Below are 14,938 nucleotides of genomic sequence, written 5' to 3' on the forward strand. Positions count from 1 at the left end.
AGTCAGGCCCCCACCATCCGCGTACCGCATAACACCGGCATACCGCATGGATCACCCAACGTCACCACCCGAACGCAACCCGAAAAGGTCAGTAGTTCGGGGCAGCTGCTGTCTGAGAAGCAGAAAGCTCAACCCGCGAGGGAAGAATCTCCCTGCTGCAGCTGGGGGAGAAGTCAAGGAGCTGGCACAGCACACCGCACAGGCCTCGGTCTACGCGGCAGCGAAAGCGGTCACTGCTCGGTGGCCCCAGGGGGCATCCTGGCACTACTGCCAGCCACCGGCGTGTCCGCGAATGCTTCCACAGGCGGACTCCCATTGTCCGGCATGCTCGCACGCATCGGCTGGCCGGAGCCCATCTGAGGGCTCCGGCCAGCCTGCCCTTTCACGGGCCTGCACGAACTTTCGGACCCGCTCGGCCGCACTATTCGGCGGTCGGCGCTTCGGTGAACTGGTTGGTATCGAAGAGCTGGTTGATATGGCCGCCGAGTTCGGACCAGTGTTGTCCGGACAGTTCAGCGGCGGCACGGGCGTCACCCATGGCGCAGACCCCGACGAGCTCGTTGTGATGCTCGATGGTGTTGCGGCCGCCGAGCAGGGTGGAGAACTTGCGGTAGAGGATGCGGTGGATCTGAGGATGGAGCTGCCCGACGATCCGGCTGAGGACAGGATTGTCCGCGGCCGTGATAGGGACCGCGTGGAAGCGGTCGTCCGCGGCGAGCGCCGCAGTGATGTCGTTCGCTGCGACGGCCCGTTCGAAATCGCGGTTGGCGTCGCGCATGCTCCGCACGTCCTGCTGGGTCATGACCGGTACGGCAGCCTCTATGGCGAGCTGGTCGAGGGAGCGTAGGACGGCGAGGGTCTTCTCGACGTCGCGGCGGTTGAGGGTAGTGATACGGGTGTAGACGCCGGGCTTCGCCTCGACGAGGCCGATGTCGGCGAGCCGCGTGAGCGCCTCACGCACCGGGGTGCGGCTGAGCCCGAGGCGCTCGGCGAGTTCGCTGTCCTTGACTTTCTCTCCCGGTACGAGTTCACCGCGCACGATGGAGTCGCGCAGGCGGTCAAAGACCTCGTCACTGAGGAGGCGACGGGAGACTGGGTTGGCAAGCGACATATTGCGTACGATACATCGGGCCTCGTTCTGCCCCATCGGGACTTCTCGAGAGGGTTCGGGCGCGGCGGGCCAGCGCCTTGGCCAGTACGGCGGCCGGATCGATGAGAGGGACGTCGACGGCGTCGGCCGGGAGACCCAGTGGGATCTCGGTACAGCCGGCGATGACCGCCTGCGCGCCCTGTTCGGTCTGCTGCTGCGCGACACCGACAAGGGGCGGCCGTCGCCCCATGATTGCCGGCCTTGACGGCGCGTATGGCGGCCATGACCTGATCCTGCTGGCTGGCGGGGTCCGGCAGGACGAGGCGGATGCCGTGGTGGTCGAGCCATTCCTGGTACAGGCCCGCGCGAATGGGGCCGGCGGTGGCCAGCAGCCCTGTGGTACGGACGGCCGGCTGCAGGGTAGTGAGGTGACTGGCGGCTTCGCCGATCATGTGGACGATCGGCAGGCCGACATGGTCGGCAATCCGGAGTACGAAGGCGTGCGCGGTGTTGCAGGGGATGGCGATGACGGTGGCCCGGCCTCGCACAGGACACGGCTGCCGTTGAGGAGCCAGGGCGTGGGGTCGGGGCCGTTGCCGAGGAGAGCCCCGGTCCGGTCGGGGATGGTGGGATCGGACCAGATGACCGTCCTGAGGTGGTCCTGGTCGCTGTGGCCCGGAGTCATCGACACCAGCTTGGCGTAGAAGTCGGCGGTGGCCGCCGGTCCCATGCCGCCAAGGATGCCGATGACCTCCGTCGTGCCCGTCGGGTTTGTCACCGGGCCGCATGTTTCTGAGGCGACGGTGCGAGCTGCAGTTCGGAGGTAGTGCCGTCGTGCTCGGCCGCCTCGCCGGCTTCATGGGCGGCATCGCTGGGGCCGTATTTGGCCTCCCGCCGTCTCTCGGAGCTGTCGACCACGGCGCTGGCGAGCGAGTTGCCGATGACGTTCACGCCGGTGCGGGCCATGTCGACGATGAAGTCGACGCCGAGGAGCAGGGCGATGCCCTCGGCGGGCAGGCCGACGCTGCTGCTGGCGGCGATGAGGACGACGATGGACGCGGAAGCGACGCCCGCCATGCCCTTGGAGAGGATCACCAGCACGCCGACCATCAGGAGCAGGGCGGGCAGGGAGGTGTTGGCGCCGTAGGCGTTGGCGAGGAAGACCATAGCCGTACCCATGTACAGGACAGAGCCGTCGGTGTTGAAGGAGTAGCCGAGCGGGACGACGAACGAGGTAGTGGAACGGCTGAGACCGAAATCTTCCAACTTGCCCATGAGCGGAGCAAGAACGGACTCGGAGCTGCGGGTGACGAACGCGATGCCCGCCAGGTTGGCGATCGCCTTCAGCAGCTTGAAGTATCGGATCCGGTAGATCGCGGCGATCAGGGGGAAGAGCAGCCCGATGATGATGGCCAGGCCCGCGTAGACCACAACGATGAAGCCCGCGAGGCTGCGCAAGTTGCCGAAGCCATAGTGGGCGACGTCGTAGGACATGAAACCGAGGACCCCGAGCGGGGCGACGCGAATGACGTAGCCGACGACCTTGAACATCACATCAACGAAGGACTCCAGCACCGAGGTGAGCGGCGCCGCCTTCTCCCCGACCGCAGCCATGGCCACGCCCACCAGCAGTGCGAACGTGATGGCGCCGAGCAGGTTGCCCTCGCCGAACGCGGCGAAAATGTTCTTCGGTACGGCGTGCAGGACCAGCGCGTGGAAGTCGATGCCCTGGCTCAGACCGTCCAGGTCCTTGGCGTCAGCGCCATGGACGGGGGCGCTCTTGCCGATGCCCGTGAACTTGGCGAGGCCTACCGCGAGCAGCAGGATGACGGTGGTGACGAGCTCGAAGTAGAGCACGGCCTTGCCGGCGATCCGGCCGACCTTCTTGACCGACTCCATGCGGGCGATGGCCAGCACGATGAGCGGGAAGACCAGGGGCAGGACGACGACCTGGACCAGGTTGAGGAACAGGTCGCCGAGGATCTTCATCTGCTCGCCGGCGGCCGGCGCGAGGGACCCGATCAGGACTCCGAGTCCGACGGCGATGATCGACTGCATGCCGATCGGCATCCGGAGACACCCTCGCAGAAGTCCCGGCAGCGTTCTGGAGCGACCCTCAGCGCCGGTTCCCCGACTACGTGGTGCGTTCACCGACATCTCCATTCCAATATATTGCGCTCTGCATATTGAGAGGAAGAATGGGTCCGGGATGGCGGTCTGTCAAGGGTTCCCTCACCGGCACATCGACTTCGACCCTTGGTGACGGGGAGGATCACAGATGGCCAGGCGGCACACGTAGAGCGCACTCCAGCACCCGGGTTCGACATAATTCGGGGCTCCTGGAGGTCCTCGCCGGCACGACCCAGGCCCGCCGCGAGCTCCAGCACCTCCACGCCGGGACCTTCACCGGCCCCACCTGCACGTTCCAGCAGGTCACGGCCTCACCAAGCCCCAGACCGACCTGCTCGCCAAGCTAGGCATCTCCCACCCCAAGCAGGCCGTCAACCTTCGACCCACGCCCCGCTGACCAGCAGGAATACCACAGCCAAGAGAACTGTCTACAGCCACCAGAGCTCGTGCAAGGCCGGGGGTGCGCCCGTCGTCGCTGACGCCTGTGGCGACAGGGGTGGTGGCCCGGACCTCACGCGGCCAGCAGTATCGCCGACCCACTGACCGGACAACCCTGTAGTCCAGAATATTGCGCTCTGCGTATTGCCCGGTAGTGTGGCCTCCCGCGTCGCGCGTCACCCGCACGTCATCCGCACGAACTACGAAGGAGCGGACGTTGGCTCAGCCACCAGAACTGCGTGTTCGGATCGAACATGAGCTGGTCTGGGGCAAGGAGGCCTCCGTCGACGCCCACTTCGGCGTGCAGATAGCGAGAGGCCGCAGAGAACGTCTCGGACCGCGAAGAGATCCGTTCAGGCAAGTTGATAAGCGTTGAAAGGAGAAAGTAGATGCGGCCGCCGCCAACGTCCCGGGACCCCCGTGAGGTCGACTGCCCGCCAATCCAGGAGGCGGAGCGCTTGATGGACAACCTCGCGCTTGCGCCCACGCACCTGCGCAACTTCACCGAGCTGACGAGCCAGTTGGCCACGCTTCGCACTGCAGGTGAGCACGAGGCCGCTGATCAGCTTTTGGCCCGGATTCTCACTGCGGCGGACCCGAAGACGGCGGCAGCCGTTCCTGCGTATATGCGGTCCCTGGGAATGCAGCAGGAAGCTGACCGGACCCTGGCGATCATGTCCCGCTGGACACCGGGCGAGTTCGACACCGCGCTCCGAGCCATACTGTCGCTGGGACACCGCCAGGATTGCGCGCAGATGTTGTGGAGCGCAGGTCAACGGCCGGACTTCGAGGTCGCCTCGCTTCTCAGACAGTTGACGGGAACCGGCCACGGCACTGAAGTGACCCTCTGCCTGGCGCGAGTGGCCGGCCGGAAGGCGGCAGCGACCGGAGCAATACCATCCCTGCTGGCCGCATTGCAAGCGAGCGGTTCTGACGATCTCCTCGACCCGCTTCTTGTCGAGGCCACTACCGGATGGCCTCAGGCCCAAATCCTGGCACTGGCCGAAGACCTGGAATCAGCTGGCCACGCGGACAGCGCCTATCCCCTCTACGCGAGGGCCTGGCTCCAGCTCGCGGAACAATGGCCGGCAACCCGGGCCGCAGAGTTGCTCGTTCGGATGTCCTCGGCGGGAGCGACTGCTGCGGCTGACCGCGTGCTCGACGCGATGGTCGAGACATACCGGTCAACTCCCTCCGCGATCGCGTCAGCCGCGAGGACCTTGGTCGCGGCAGAACAGGCCTTTCCTGCCCATCGGCTGGTCGGCGAGGTCGCCACACGCATGGAATGCAGCGAAGTCGAGGCCCTGGCCGACCAGCTCAACGCCGCTGTTCTGCCTGCTCTCGCCGTCCAGGCATTCGCCCATGCTGCAGCCAGCCGTCCCGTCACCGACGTCATCAGGTTTTCCGATACCCTGCGTACCCGCGGCTACCTGGCACAGTCCGATGAATTGCTGGTCGTGATGGCGCTCAACCACCCGCACGCCGCCGCAACACTGATCGACAAACTGCGCGAGACGCGCCGCCCGGGCCGAACCCAGCGCCTCCTCACCGGCATCCGCCTTGCCGCCTCTGTCGATGACGCCCAGGACGCCACGGCTTTGATGGACAGCCTGCGCCACACCACCAGGGCCGACCGGCTTCTGGCAGGGATACGCCGGGCCCCGGTTGAACAGCGCGCCGTGGTCGCCGCTGAACTCTGGCGCGCTCACGCGCACGCAGACGCCACGACCCTGCTGGTCAGCATCGCAAGTCTGCCTCCAACGCAGGTCGTCAAAGCCCTGACGATCCTCCAGGCACGGAGCGCTGACGATGACGGAACCGTCGTGGCGCTTGGCACGGCCGTTCTGGACCGAGCGATCGACCAGTACGCCGGGCTCATGAAGATCCTGCTCGACAGTGGTCGAGACGCTGTGGCTCATCGCCTCGTCACCACGCTGATCGAGGACAGACCCCGGCAAGTCGGCGCTGTGGCACGCGCGCTCGCTGGCCAAGGACATTGGCCGAGCTGCATTGCTCTGCTGCGCCGCTTTGCACTCAGAGCTGAGCCCCAACTCCTGGTCGACGCACTCGGCGACCTCGGATCCGTCAGCAATCCCGACATCGACACAGCTTTGGCCACGGCACTCACACAACGGCTCGACGTGTGCTCGTTTTTCCCATCCTTGCGCGCGGCGGGCATCCGCGGACTGCCATGCCTGTGTCTCGAAAGCATGGCGGTAGACGGTTCGCCTCAAAGCCTCGCCCGATTCTGCCGCGACCTGCTCACCTACGGCGAGGAAGCCGACCTGGCCTCGGTCATCCAATGGGCGGCCAGCCGAACCGACGTCGCACAGGTCTGCGACGCGCTGCACGAGTCCGGTCTGCATCGCATCGCCTATCGCATAACGGAGGTGCGCGCAGAGCGAGGGGTGAACCGCCGGGTTCGGTAGAGATCGCAGAGGGCCGGCGCTGTCGGCGTCCACGGTGTGGACCGCAGGGACCGTGTCTTGATCCACTCGGTGGCAAGCAGGTCCCAGAAGCGGGCGAGCACCCCGGTGGGCGGGGGTGGTCGGTGGCGCGGAGGCGAGTGTGCTCATCGGGGCTGTCCTGCCTGGTATTCGGTGCTGTCGGCGGTGAGTTCCATCCCTTGATCTTCGCGGGGAATCCCGGCCTTCAGGCGGGGTGGGATTGTGATCCTCGGCCCGGGAGGCGCGTAGCGCCGGAGATCTCTGCGTCTTCGGGGTGAGGGTCAGGCCGGTCGCTTCTGGTTGTCGATGTAGTCCTTGACGATGCTCAGCGGTGCGCCGCCGCAGGACGCGGCGAAGTAGGACGGGGACCAGAACACCGAGCCCGTCCCGATCCGGTTGATCCGGCCGGTGTACTCCGCTCGCAGGTAGCGGGAGCTGACGCCCTTGAGGGAGTTGACGAGTTTGGACAGGGCGACTTTCGGGGGGTAGTGCACGAGCAGACGCACGTGGTCGCCTTCGCCGTTGAACTCCCGCAGCTTTGCGCCGAAGCTCTCACACACGTCCCGCATGATCGCTTCGCAGCGCGTCAGCATGTCGTCGTCGAAGACCTCCCGCCGGTACTTCGTGACAAACACCAAGTGTGCGTGGAGGTTGAAAACTACATGGTTTCCGCGTCTGATGTCGGGATCTGGTTCCCAGCGTGGTGACATGCGCCAAGTGTAGTAGGGTCGAGCGACCCGATGGGAGGGGGTGGGCTGGATGATCCGTGCGTACACGTTCCTCCTGCGGCCCACCGTCCGCCAGGAGCAGGCGCTCGGCGAGATGTTGCGCGATCACTGCTCCCTTTACAACGGGGCGTTGCAGGAACGCCGCGACGCCTGGCGGCATGTCTCGAAGACCACCGCCAAGTACGGGATGCAGTCGGCGCAGCTCAAGGAGATCCGGGCGTTCGACCCGGAGCGTCAGGGCCGCTGGTCGTTCAGTTCACAGCAGGCCACCCTGCGCCGTCTCGACAAGGCGTTCGCTGCGTTCTTCCGCCGGGTCAAGTCCGGCGATGCCCCGGGCTATCCGCGTTTTCGCGGGGCGAACTGGTTCGACACGGTGGACTTTCCCAAGGACGGGGACGGCTGCCGGTGGAACTCCACCCCGCACGACCCCGTCACCCGGGTCCGCTTCCAGACAGTCGGCCACGTCAGGGTCAACCAGCACCGCCCGGTGGCCGGCCACGTCAAGACCGTGTCGGTCAAGCGCGAGGGCCGAAAGTGGTTCGTCGTGCTGACCGCTGAGCAGGACCGGCCCGAACCGCTGCCCGCGACCGGCTCCGTGGTCGGCATCGATCTGGGCATCGCGAACTTCCTCGCCGACTCGAACGGCGATTTCGTGCCCAGCCCGCGCCACGGCCGCCGTGCGGCCGCGAAACTGGAGGCGGCGCAGCAGGCCCTGTCCCGGTTCCCGCGATCCAAGGCGAAGGACCGAACCGCCAACCACCAGCGCGCGGTGGAGAAGGTCGCCCAACGACACGGCAAAGTGCGGCGCCGGCGGCTCGACCACGCGCACAAGACCGCGCTCGGCCTGGTCCGCGCACACGACTTCATCGCGCACGAAGACCTCAAGATCCGCAACATGAGCAAGGCCCCCGCACCGAAACCCGACCCCAGCCGACCGGGCACCTTCATGACCGACGGGGCCGCCGCGAAGGCCGGGCTCAACAAGTCGATCAACGACGCCGGATGGGGGGTGTTCCTGACGATCCTGCACGCCAAGGCTGAAAGCGCCGGACGGGAAGTGATCGCCGTGGACCCCCGCAACACCTCCCGCACCTGCCCCGAATGCGGGCACACCGCGAAGGAGAACCGGCCCACACAGGAAAAGTTCCACTGCGCCTCGTGCGGCCACACCGCGCACGCCGACACGGTAGGAGCTACCAACGTTCTACGGGCCGGGCTGGTCCGTCGCGACGCCAACCCGGCGTAACGAGAAGCCCCCGGCCTCAGCCGGGGGAGGAGTCACGAAGGCTGCCTCCAGTGCGGTGCGGGCGGTCAGCTCGTTCAGCTGGATACCGTTGTCGAAGGCGAGCGCCCCGATCCGGTCGGCCGGGAGCCCGGTCATGGCGAGTTTCTCTACGCCGGTCGAGCCCTCCGGCTCGACCGAGGCGCCCGCCGCGGTCAGCACGGCTGCCAGCTCGGCGGCCTGCGGTGTCCCCACCACAACGCTGCTACGGGTGCTGCGGGCCGCGAAGTCCCGTACCGACTCGGCGGCTGCCGCCGTTGGGTGCACCGGGACCCGGACGATTCCAGCGCTGTCGGCATACCGCAAGCGGCACTGGGGCCGCAGGACGCGCACGAGCAGTTGCCCATGCGTGACTTCACCGCACAACGGCACCTTGAGCGGCTCCCCGCCCAGCCCTTCGAGTTCCTGCCTCTGGTAGCCGTGCTGACCACCGAGCACGACCGTCGCAGCGATTGGCTGCGCGCCGGACAGGCGCTGGAGCACGTGCTACTGGTGGCCACGCCGCACGGTGTGCGTGCCTCCCTGCTGTATCAACCGATGGAGTGGCCCGACCTACGCCGTGACCTGAGCCTCGTACTGGACCCCACGGGGCAGGCGCCGATGCTGATTCGCCTCGGGTACGGCCCGGAGGGACCGGCCACTCCACGACGCGCACCAGATCAGGTGTGGTGACGCTCAACGACCGGTCCACCCGGGTAGCAGGTCTTCCTGGGGCCCCGGCCATTTCGACGGCCTCGTGCTGGACCTTCAGCCCGGTGCGGTTTGCGAGTTGCTCGCCCGCCGTCTTGTCAGCCCGTTACGGTGGCGAGGATCCTGCCGGGCACGGCAGCCAAGTCTTCGGGCAGTCGGTCGTAGGTCTCGAACACGCCATCCAGCCCCGCGCCACTCAGTACTCGAAGGAATCGGTTGCTGTCAGTGACGAGCCGCAGTCGACCCTGCCGTTCCGTGATCCTGTTCCGCGCCCGGCACAGCACGCCCAGTCCGGCGCAGTCGATGAAGGACACGGCGCAGAGGTTCACTACGAGATCGGGGAGGACGGCCGCCGTCAGCTCGTCCAGGCGTACTCCGAGCGCCGGCGCCGTGAGGATGTCGATCTCACCGCGCAGCTCTATGACGGTCGTCCCGCCGACGGCACGCTCGGTGTGGCGGGGTGCGGACGTGATGAGGTTTTCGACCATGGTCAGAGCAAATCCGGGCCGATGGGTGCGCCGGAAGGGCCGTCCGGCCCCCCTTCGCTGCCACGTTTCCTCGGGCCTCTCTCCGGTCAGGGCGGGACCCGCGGCCCTGGCTTCCGTGCGGCTTCGTAGCCAACTGCCACCACCAGCAGCGTCGGATCCGGTGATCCGCCGCAGACGGCGGACGCGACGGTGAAGCCGGCCATGCCGACGAGGAACAGGCGGCGCTGCCCGAAGCTGCCGCCGAGCCGGCCGCCGATCACCAGCAGCACACCCATGGCCAACGCGTAAGAGGAGCCGAGCCATTTCGTCAGGGCCTCCCCGCCTCCTACGTCCCGCACGATCGTAGGCGCGGCGATCTGAGTGACGGTCGAGTCGATCATGTCCAGGGCGTCGGCCACCAGGACCAGCCCGAGGATCGCCCACATCACCTTCGTGGACAAAGAAGCACTCCCGGCGTTCGCCGCGGCGGCGGCAGCGACGTCGTTCGTCATGGCAACCATCTCCCTCTCGACCGCTTCGTCCCGGTGCGGCGACCGGCTGCCGTCGGCGGTCGGCTCGCGGAAGGCTGCCACCGCCGATCGCAGCCAGACGGCCTGGTGCCGGACCGGCCAGTGGTCGTCGGCCCGCCAGCCACTGACCTGTGCGCCTGCCGACGCCTTCGCGCAGCCGGCCGCGCGCAGTGCGGCAGCGGCCGCATAGGCTGTCAGGGCCTTGTGGCGCGGGTGGAGGCGGGTCCTGGACAGGTTCTCTCCTTCGATTGCAGCAGGCCAGCCACGGTCACCCCTTGACTGCGGCAGCGAGCAGTCTGTACGCCTCCCGCCCACAGTGGGGGGCGTCGATCAGCCGCTGTGGCCGTGTCGTGACCGCGGCCCGGTCCGATGACCGGTACGAGGTGCCGCCATACGTCTCGTACCGATGGCCCCGAAGCGCGCCCTACTAGACGGTTTGCCGACCGGTGAGCGGCTTCCGGCGATTCGTCGCGGAATTCGTTGAACAGTTGAGCGCTTGTCGTCCGCTCATCACGATGTGCCTATTCAGCGCCCGATGGCAGACCTCGGGCCTCAGTGCTGCAGAAGCGAGTCCAGCATGGTGCGTGTCCGTGCGTCCCTGTCTCAACTGCCCGCCTACGTCCCGGGCCGCAAACTGTCCGGGGCCATCGTTCTGGCCAGCAACGAATCGCCTTTCGGGCTGTTGCCCGGGGTGGCCCGAACCCTCGCCGAGGCGGCGGGCGGTGTGTCGCGGTATCCCGATCTGAACGCCACGGACCTCATGCAGGCCTTGGCAGCGCGTCACGGGGTTGATCCGGACCGGATCGCGGTGGGCGCCGGATCCTCCGAGGTCTGCGGACAGTTGTTGCACACGGTCGTCGGCCCGGGCGACGAGGTCGTCTTCGGCTGGCGTTCCTTCGAGGCGTACCCGATCCTCACTGCGGTCGCAGGCGGAACGGCGGTGAAGGTGCCTCTGCGTGATCACGCGCTTGACCTCGACGCCATGGCCGAGGCGATCACCGAGCGGACCCGGCTGGTGTTCGTGTGCAACCCCAACAACCCGACCTCCACTGCGCTCGGCGAGCGGGAGCTGCTCGAGTTCGCCGACCGGGTGCCGCGGGAGGTGATGATCGTCGTGGACGAGGCGTACCGGGAGTACGCCGATCCCGCGCTGGTGCCCGACGCCCTCGCGTTGTTCGGCGACTCGCCCAACGTGGTGGTGCTGCGGACGTTCTCCAAGGCCTACGGCCTGGCGGGGCTGCGTATCGGTTACTGCGTCGCGCCGCCCGACGTCGCCTCCCATGTGCGCAAGACCCAGGTGCCGTTCAGCGTCAGCGCACTTGCCCAGCGGGCGGCCGTCGTCGCCCTTGGTCAATCCGCGGAGGTCGTCCGGCAGGCCGGGCTGACGGTCGCCGAACGAGACCGTGTCACGCGGCGGTTGCGTGCGCTGGGGTACGAGGTCCCCGACTCCCACGCCAACTTTGTCTGGCTGCCGCTCGGCGACAACAGTGCGGAATTCGAGGGGCACTGCCTGGCTGGTCGGGTGGTGGTCCGCCCGTTCTTCGGCGAGGGCGTCCGGGTGACGATCGGGCTGCCGGAGGAGAACGACGCCCTGCTGGCACTCGCGGCCACCTGGAAAGGCTGAAGGCCATGCGCCCCAGCGCCTACGAACGGCATCGCGAACTGCTCCAGAGTGTCGTCGCCGCCCTCGCCGCGGGGGAACGCCGGCGACCCTTCACGGAGGCGACAGGCCTGGACGCGGGGATGAGATCGACCCGTACCGCCGGAAAGGTTTTCGACTCCCTGCTGGGACGGTTTTTCGACCTGGGGCAGCCCGGCGTCCTCGGCAGCGTGCGCACGGAGTCGTCGCCGTACGGCATCGGCCTGGGCATCGCCTATCCACGCTGCGAACCGGCCGAGTTGGTCGCCGCGGCCGCACGGACCGCGGCCGGATGGCGGGCCGCGGGCCCCTACCAGCGCGCGGGGCTCGCCGTGGAGATCCTGCGCCGACTGAACACCCGCAGCCACGAGCTGGCCCTGGCGGTGCACCACACCACCGGCCAGCCGCTGCCGACCGCCCTCCGCTCCGCCGGCCCGCGCGCCCAGGACCGTGCGCTTCAGGCTGTCGCGCAGGCCTTCGCCGAGTCGGAACGCGTCCCGGCCGACCTGCCCCCGGAGAGTGCCGGTCACCGAGGACGACCGCTGGCCCTGCAGGGCACTTGCACCCTCGTGCCCCGGGGGGTGTCGCTGCTCATCGGCTGTCCTGACTTCCCGCTCTGGAACGGGTTCCCCGGCCTGTTCGCCAGCCTGGTGACCGGCAATCCCGTCGTCGTGGCCCCCCACCCACGCTCGGTGCTGCCGCTGGCGATCACGGTCCGGGTCGCCCGACAGGTGCTCGCGGAGGCAGGACACGACCCGGACGTCGTCACCCTGGCGGTGGCGGAGCCCGAGCGACAGGTGCACCAGCGGCTGGCCACGGACCCGGCCGTGCGCATCGTCGACTTCACCGGCTCCGCGCGCGTTGCGGGCTGGCTGGAGGAACACGCCCGCCAAGCCGCCGTGTTCGCCGACCGGACGGGTCTGAACACCGTGGTCGTGGACTCCACCGACGACTACCGGGGGCTGGTCCGCGGACTCGCACTCTCCCTGTGCCTGTGCAACGGCACGGTGCGCACCACTGCGCAGAACATCCTGGTTCCCGAGCAGGGGTTCGACACCGACGAGGGCCGCAAGACGCTGCGCGACTTCGGCTCCGACCTGGCCGACGCCGTGGACCGACTGCTCGGGCATCCCACACGCGTGGCACGGGTGCTGGGCGCGATCACCGCCGACGAGGTGCGGGACGCCCTCACTGATGCCGCACGGTACGGCCCGGTCCTGCACGCCTCCGCCCCGGTGGTCCACCCCGACCATCCGTCTGCCGACACACGCAGCCCGCTGCTGGTACGGCTGCGCGCCTCGGACGAGGCGATCTACACCCGGGAATGGCCAGGCCCGGTCTCCTTCCTGGTGGCGACCGAGTCGACCTCGCACGCTCTGGCGCTGTTGCGCCGCACGGTGGCACGGCACGGCGCGATCTACGCCGCAGTGCACTCCACCGATCCCGTGGTGCTGGCGGCCGCCGAGGCGGCCGCGCTGGACGCCGGGGTGGATCTGGTCGCGAACCTCAGCGACCTGCCCGCCGGTCCCTCCTCGGCGTTCACCGAACTGCCGGGAGCCGGCGCCCACTTCGTCACCGGACGCTTTCGCGTTCTGCGCTCCCGCTGGCACGCCCCGCCGGCCGCCTCCGCGCCCGCTCCGGCGCCGGAAGCGTTCACGGTCGCCTTACCGGAAGCCGGGGGAGTGGCCGTGCACGAGCACGGCCTGGGCGCCACGCTCATCGACGTATGAACGGACCCGTTCTCAGTCGGTCCAGACGGCGCCGCGCCCGCGCACCTCGTCGAAGACGAGCCAGGTGCGGCTGGAGCGCACTCCCGGCACCGCCTGGATGCGCTCCAGCACGACCTGGCGCAGTGCGATGTTGTCCGGTGTGCGCACCAGCACCTGGACGTCGAAGTCGCCCGTGACCAGGGCGACATGCTCCACGTACGGGATGTCACGCAGCTCGCGCGAGATGTCGCGCCAGGCGTTCTGCTCGATCCCGAGCATCACGTAGGCGCTCGTACCGAGGCCGGCCCGCTGCGCGTTGAGCTGTGCGGTGAAGCCGGTGATGACGTCCTCGGCCACCAGTCTGCCGATGCGGGTGTAGGCGTTGGCCCGGGAGATGTGGACCTGCTCCGCGAGGGACCGGATCGAGATCCGTCCGTCGTCGAGGAGCCGGCTGAGGATCTGCCGGTCGACGTCGTCGAGCGGGACGGCAGTTCGTCCGGCCGCCACGCCCGGCGACACGCTTTCCTCGGACACATTGCTCTCCTGTCTCGCTCAATTCGGCAATTCATCGCCGGTTCGGCGGAGCTATTGAACACATATTCCGCGGTAGCCACCATTCTCCTGTCAAGTGTCCAGAGAAAGTGAGTGCCCTCCATGTCTGTGAAGAGCCTCCGCCAGACCGTTCAGGGCCTCCTGCCGTCGCTGACGCCGGTACGGTTCGTGGCCGAGGACGGCTCGCCGGTCGCCCGACAGCCGGCCGACTACGCCGAGCCGCCGGTCGAGGCCCTGCGCCAGGCCTACCGGCGGATGGTCCTGGGACGCAGGTTCGACACCCAGGCAACCGCACTGACCAAGCAGGGCCGGCTCGCGGTCTACCCCTCAAGTCGCGGCCAGGAGGCCTGCCAGATCGGGGCCGTGCTCGCGCTGCGCTCCGGCGACTGGCTGTTTCCCACCTACCGCGACTCGGTGGCCCTGGTCACCCGGGACATCGACCCCGTCGAGGTGCTGACGCTGCTGCGTGGTGACTGGCACTGCGGTTACGACCCCGCCGCCACCCGCGTCGCCCCGCAGTGCACCCCGCTGGCCACGCAGGTGCTGCACGCCACCGGGATGGCCGAGTCCCTGCGCCGCGGGGGCACCGACGGCATCGCGATGGCGCTCGTCGGTGATGGCGCCACCAGCGAGGGCGACTTCCACGAGGCGCTGAACTTCGCGGCCGTCTTCCGCGCGCCGGTCGTCTTCTTCGTCCAGAACAACAAGTACGCCATCTCCGTGCCGCTGGCCAGGCAGACCGCGGCGCCCGCGTTGGCGTACAAGGGCATCGGCTACGGCATGCGCTCCGAGCAGGTCGACGGCAACGACCTGGTGGCCGTGCTGGCGGTGCTGACCGCGGCGGTGGAGCACGCGCGGGCCGGAGACGGTCCGGTCCTGGTCGAGGCGCACACCTACCGCATGGACGCGCACACCAACGCCGACGACGCCACCCGCTACCGGCAGGACGACGAGGTCGAGGAGTGGCGGGCCGCCGACCCGGTCGAGCGGTTGGAGGTGTACCTGCGATCGCGGGACGCACTCAGCGACGAGGACGTGGCGGCGCTGCGGGAGGAGGCCGAGGAACTGGCCGCGCGGGTGCGCGCGGGCATGAACGCCGACTCCGAGCTTGACCCGATGGAGCTGTTCGACCACGTCTACGCCGAACCGACGCCGCAACTGCGTGAGCAGCGGGCGCAGTTGGCGGCCGAACTGGCGGCGGCCGACGTCGCCCGGAACGACCAGGAGGACTGAACC

The 14,938-nt window shown here is 68.3% G+C and carries 14 protein-coding genes and 1 pseudogene; 6 read left to right on the forward strand and 9 right to left on the reverse strand.

Translation table 11 applies throughout. The features are described from left to right. Positions 1-421: 421 nt before the first annotated feature. The 4 genes and pseudogenes from ACIRVK_RS41660 to ACIRVK_RS41675 form a co-directional block, all read right to left on the reverse strand. Positions 422-1,111 carry a GntR family transcriptional regulator gene (locus ACIRVK_RS41660; RefSeq protein WP_404256729.1) on the reverse strand — a complete coding sequence of 230 codons (690 nt, stop codon included), beginning with the start codon at positions 1,109-1,111 and terminating at the stop codon, positions 422-424. Between the two features lie 275 nt (positions 1,112-1,386). Beyond that, positions 1,387-1,638, reverse strand: a pseudogene (locus ACIRVK_RS41665) (aspartate/glutamate racemase family protein); the annotation flags it as partial. Next, a complete protein-coding gene (locus ACIRVK_RS41670) occupies positions 1,539-1,820 on the reverse strand; it encodes a hypothetical protein (RefSeq protein WP_404256781.1) in 282 nt (93 codons plus the stop codon). The pseudogene ACIRVK_RS41665 and the gene ACIRVK_RS41670, both read right to left, overlap by 100 nt. Positions 1,821-1,864: 44 nt before the next feature. Next, on the reverse strand, positions 1,865-3,160 hold the full coding sequence (locus tag ACIRVK_RS41675; protein WP_404256731.1) for a dicarboxylate/amino acid:cation symporter: 1,296 nt from the start codon (positions 3,158-3,160) through the stop codon (positions 1,865-1,867). Positions 3,161-4,119: 959 nt separating this feature from the next. Between ACIRVK_RS41675 and ACIRVK_RS41680 the strand changes: the two genes are divergently transcribed. Then, positions 4,120-6,087 carry a hypothetical protein gene (locus ACIRVK_RS41680; RefSeq protein WP_404256733.1) on the forward strand — a complete coding sequence of 656 codons (1,968 nt, stop codon included), beginning with the start codon at positions 4,120-4,122 and terminating at the stop codon, positions 6,085-6,087. Positions 6,088-6,386: 299 nt separating this feature from the next. Here ACIRVK_RS41680 and tnpA read toward each other — a convergent pair whose 3' ends face one another. After that, on the reverse strand, positions 6,387-6,815 hold the full coding sequence (tnpA, locus tag ACIRVK_RS41685; protein ID WP_404256735.1) for an IS200/IS605 family transposase: 429 nt from the start codon (positions 6,813-6,815) through the stop codon (positions 6,387-6,389). Between the two features lie 49 nt (positions 6,816-6,864). Between tnpA and ACIRVK_RS41690 the strand changes: the two genes are divergently transcribed. Beyond that, on the forward strand, positions 6,865-8,079 hold the full coding sequence (locus tag ACIRVK_RS41690; RefSeq protein WP_404256737.1) for an RNA-guided endonuclease InsQ/TnpB family protein: 1,215 nt from the start codon (positions 6,865-6,867) through the stop codon (positions 8,077-8,079). Here the strand turns inward: ACIRVK_RS41690 and ACIRVK_RS41695 are convergent. Further along, positions 8,038-8,382, reverse strand: coding sequence for a hypothetical protein (locus tag ACIRVK_RS41695; RefSeq protein WP_404256739.1), 345 nt, complete (start codon positions 8,380-8,382; stop codon positions 8,038-8,040). The two genes, ACIRVK_RS41690 and ACIRVK_RS41695, sit on opposite strands and share 42 nt — an antisense overlap. Before the next feature lie 78 nt (positions 8,383-8,460). Between ACIRVK_RS41695 and ACIRVK_RS41700 the strand changes: the two genes are divergently transcribed. Further along, a complete protein-coding gene (locus tag ACIRVK_RS41700) occupies positions 8,461-8,787 on the forward strand; it encodes a hypothetical protein (protein WP_404256741.1) in 327 nt (108 codons plus the stop codon). Positions 8,788-8,903: 116 nt separating this feature from the next. On the opposite strand, the gene ACIRVK_RS41705 is transcribed toward ACIRVK_RS41700, so the two are convergent. Together ACIRVK_RS41705 and ACIRVK_RS41710 are read right to left on the reverse strand one after the other, a co-directional pair. Next, positions 8,904-9,293 (reverse strand): STAS domain-containing protein, encoded by a 390-nt coding sequence (locus ACIRVK_RS41705; RefSeq protein ID WP_404256743.1) that lies wholly within the window; start codon positions 9,291-9,293, stop codon positions 8,904-8,906. Between the two features lie 86 nt (positions 9,294-9,379). Beyond that, complete coding sequence (locus ACIRVK_RS41710; protein WP_404256745.1) at positions 9,380-9,784, reverse strand: MFS transporter; 405 nt, start codon at positions 9,782-9,784, stop codon at positions 9,380-9,382. A 595-nt stretch (positions 9,785-10,379) separates the two neighbouring features. Here ACIRVK_RS41710 and hisC point away from each other — a divergent pair. Together hisC and ACIRVK_RS41720 are read left to right on the forward strand one after the other, a co-directional pair. Continuing rightward, positions 10,380-11,426, forward strand: coding sequence for a histidinol-phosphate transaminase (gene hisC, locus ACIRVK_RS41715; protein WP_404256747.1), 1,047 nt, complete (start codon positions 10,380-10,382; stop codon positions 11,424-11,426). Positions 11,427-11,431: 5 nt separating this feature from the next. Then, positions 11,432-13,171: an aldehyde dehydrogenase family protein gene (locus tag ACIRVK_RS41720; protein WP_404256749.1), complete on the forward strand. Its 1,740-nt coding sequence runs from the start codon at positions 11,432-11,434 to the stop codon at positions 13,169-13,171. Between the two features lie 12 nt (positions 13,172-13,183). Here the strand turns inward: ACIRVK_RS41720 and ACIRVK_RS41725 are convergent, their stop codons facing one another. Next, positions 13,184-13,684 (reverse strand): Lrp/AsnC family transcriptional regulator, encoded by a 501-nt coding sequence (locus ACIRVK_RS41725; protein ID WP_404256751.1) that lies wholly within the window; start codon positions 13,682-13,684, stop codon positions 13,184-13,186. A gap of 120 nt (positions 13,685-13,804) precedes the next feature. On the opposite strand from ACIRVK_RS41725, the gene pdhA reads away from it, so the two are divergent. Further along, positions 13,805-14,935, forward strand: a complete 1,131-nt coding sequence (gene pdhA, locus ACIRVK_RS41730; protein WP_404256753.1) for a pyruvate dehydrogenase (acetyl-transferring) E1 component subunit alpha — start codon at positions 13,805-13,807, stop codon at positions 14,933-14,935. Positions 14,936-14,938: the final 3 nt, after the last annotated feature.

Source organism: Streptomyces sp. NPDC101152, assembly GCF_044768275.1.
In the GTDB taxonomy this organism is placed as follows: Bacteria; Actinomycetota; Actinomycetes; order Streptomycetales; family Streptomycetaceae; genus Streptomyces.

Excerpts from the sequence above, each read along its gene's own strand:
- ACIRVK_RS41670 (WP_404256781.1), bottom strand. The coding sequence starts at position 1,820 with ATGGGACCGGCGGCCACCGCCGACTTCTACGCCAAGCTGGTGTCGATG.
- ACIRVK_RS41700 (WP_404256741.1), top strand. The coding sequence starts at position 8,461 with ATGCGTGACTTCACCGCACAACGGCACCTTGAGCGGCTCCCCGCCCAG.
- ACIRVK_RS41710 (WP_404256745.1), bottom strand. The coding sequence starts at position 9,784 with ATGACGAACGACGTCGCTGCCGCCGCCGCGGCGAACGCCGGGAGTGCT.
- ACIRVK_RS41660 (WP_404256729.1), bottom strand. The coding sequence starts at position 1,111 with ATGTCGCTTGCCAACCCAGTCTCCCGTCGCCTCCTCAGTGACGAGGTC.
- pdhA (WP_404256753.1), top strand. The coding sequence starts at position 13,805 with ATGTCTGTGAAGAGCCTCCGCCAGACCGTTCAGGGCCTCCTGCCGTCG.
- ACIRVK_RS41690 (WP_404256737.1), top strand. The coding sequence starts at position 6,865 with ATGATCCGTGCGTACACGTTCCTCCTGCGGCCCACCGTCCGCCAGGAG.
- tnpA (WP_404256735.1), bottom strand. The coding sequence starts at position 6,815 with ATGTCACCACGCTGGGAACCAGATCCCGACATCAGACGCGGAAACCAT.
- ACIRVK_RS41705 (WP_404256743.1), bottom strand. The coding sequence starts at position 9,293 with ATGGTCGAAAACCTCATCACGTCCGCACCCCGCCACACCGAGCGTGCC.
- ACIRVK_RS41675 (WP_404256731.1), bottom strand. The coding sequence starts at position 3,160 with ATGCCGATCGGCATGCAGTCGATCATCGCCGTCGGACTCGGAGTCCTG.
- hisC (WP_404256747.1), top strand. The coding sequence starts at position 10,380 with ATGGTGCGTGTCCGTGCGTCCCTGTCTCAACTGCCCGCCTACGTCCCG.
- ACIRVK_RS41680 (WP_404256733.1), top strand. The coding sequence starts at position 4,120 with ATGGACAACCTCGCGCTTGCGCCCACGCACCTGCGCAACTTCACCGAG.
- ACIRVK_RS41720 (WP_404256749.1), top strand. The coding sequence starts at position 11,432 with ATGCGCCCCAGCGCCTACGAACGGCATCGCGAACTGCTCCAGAGTGTC.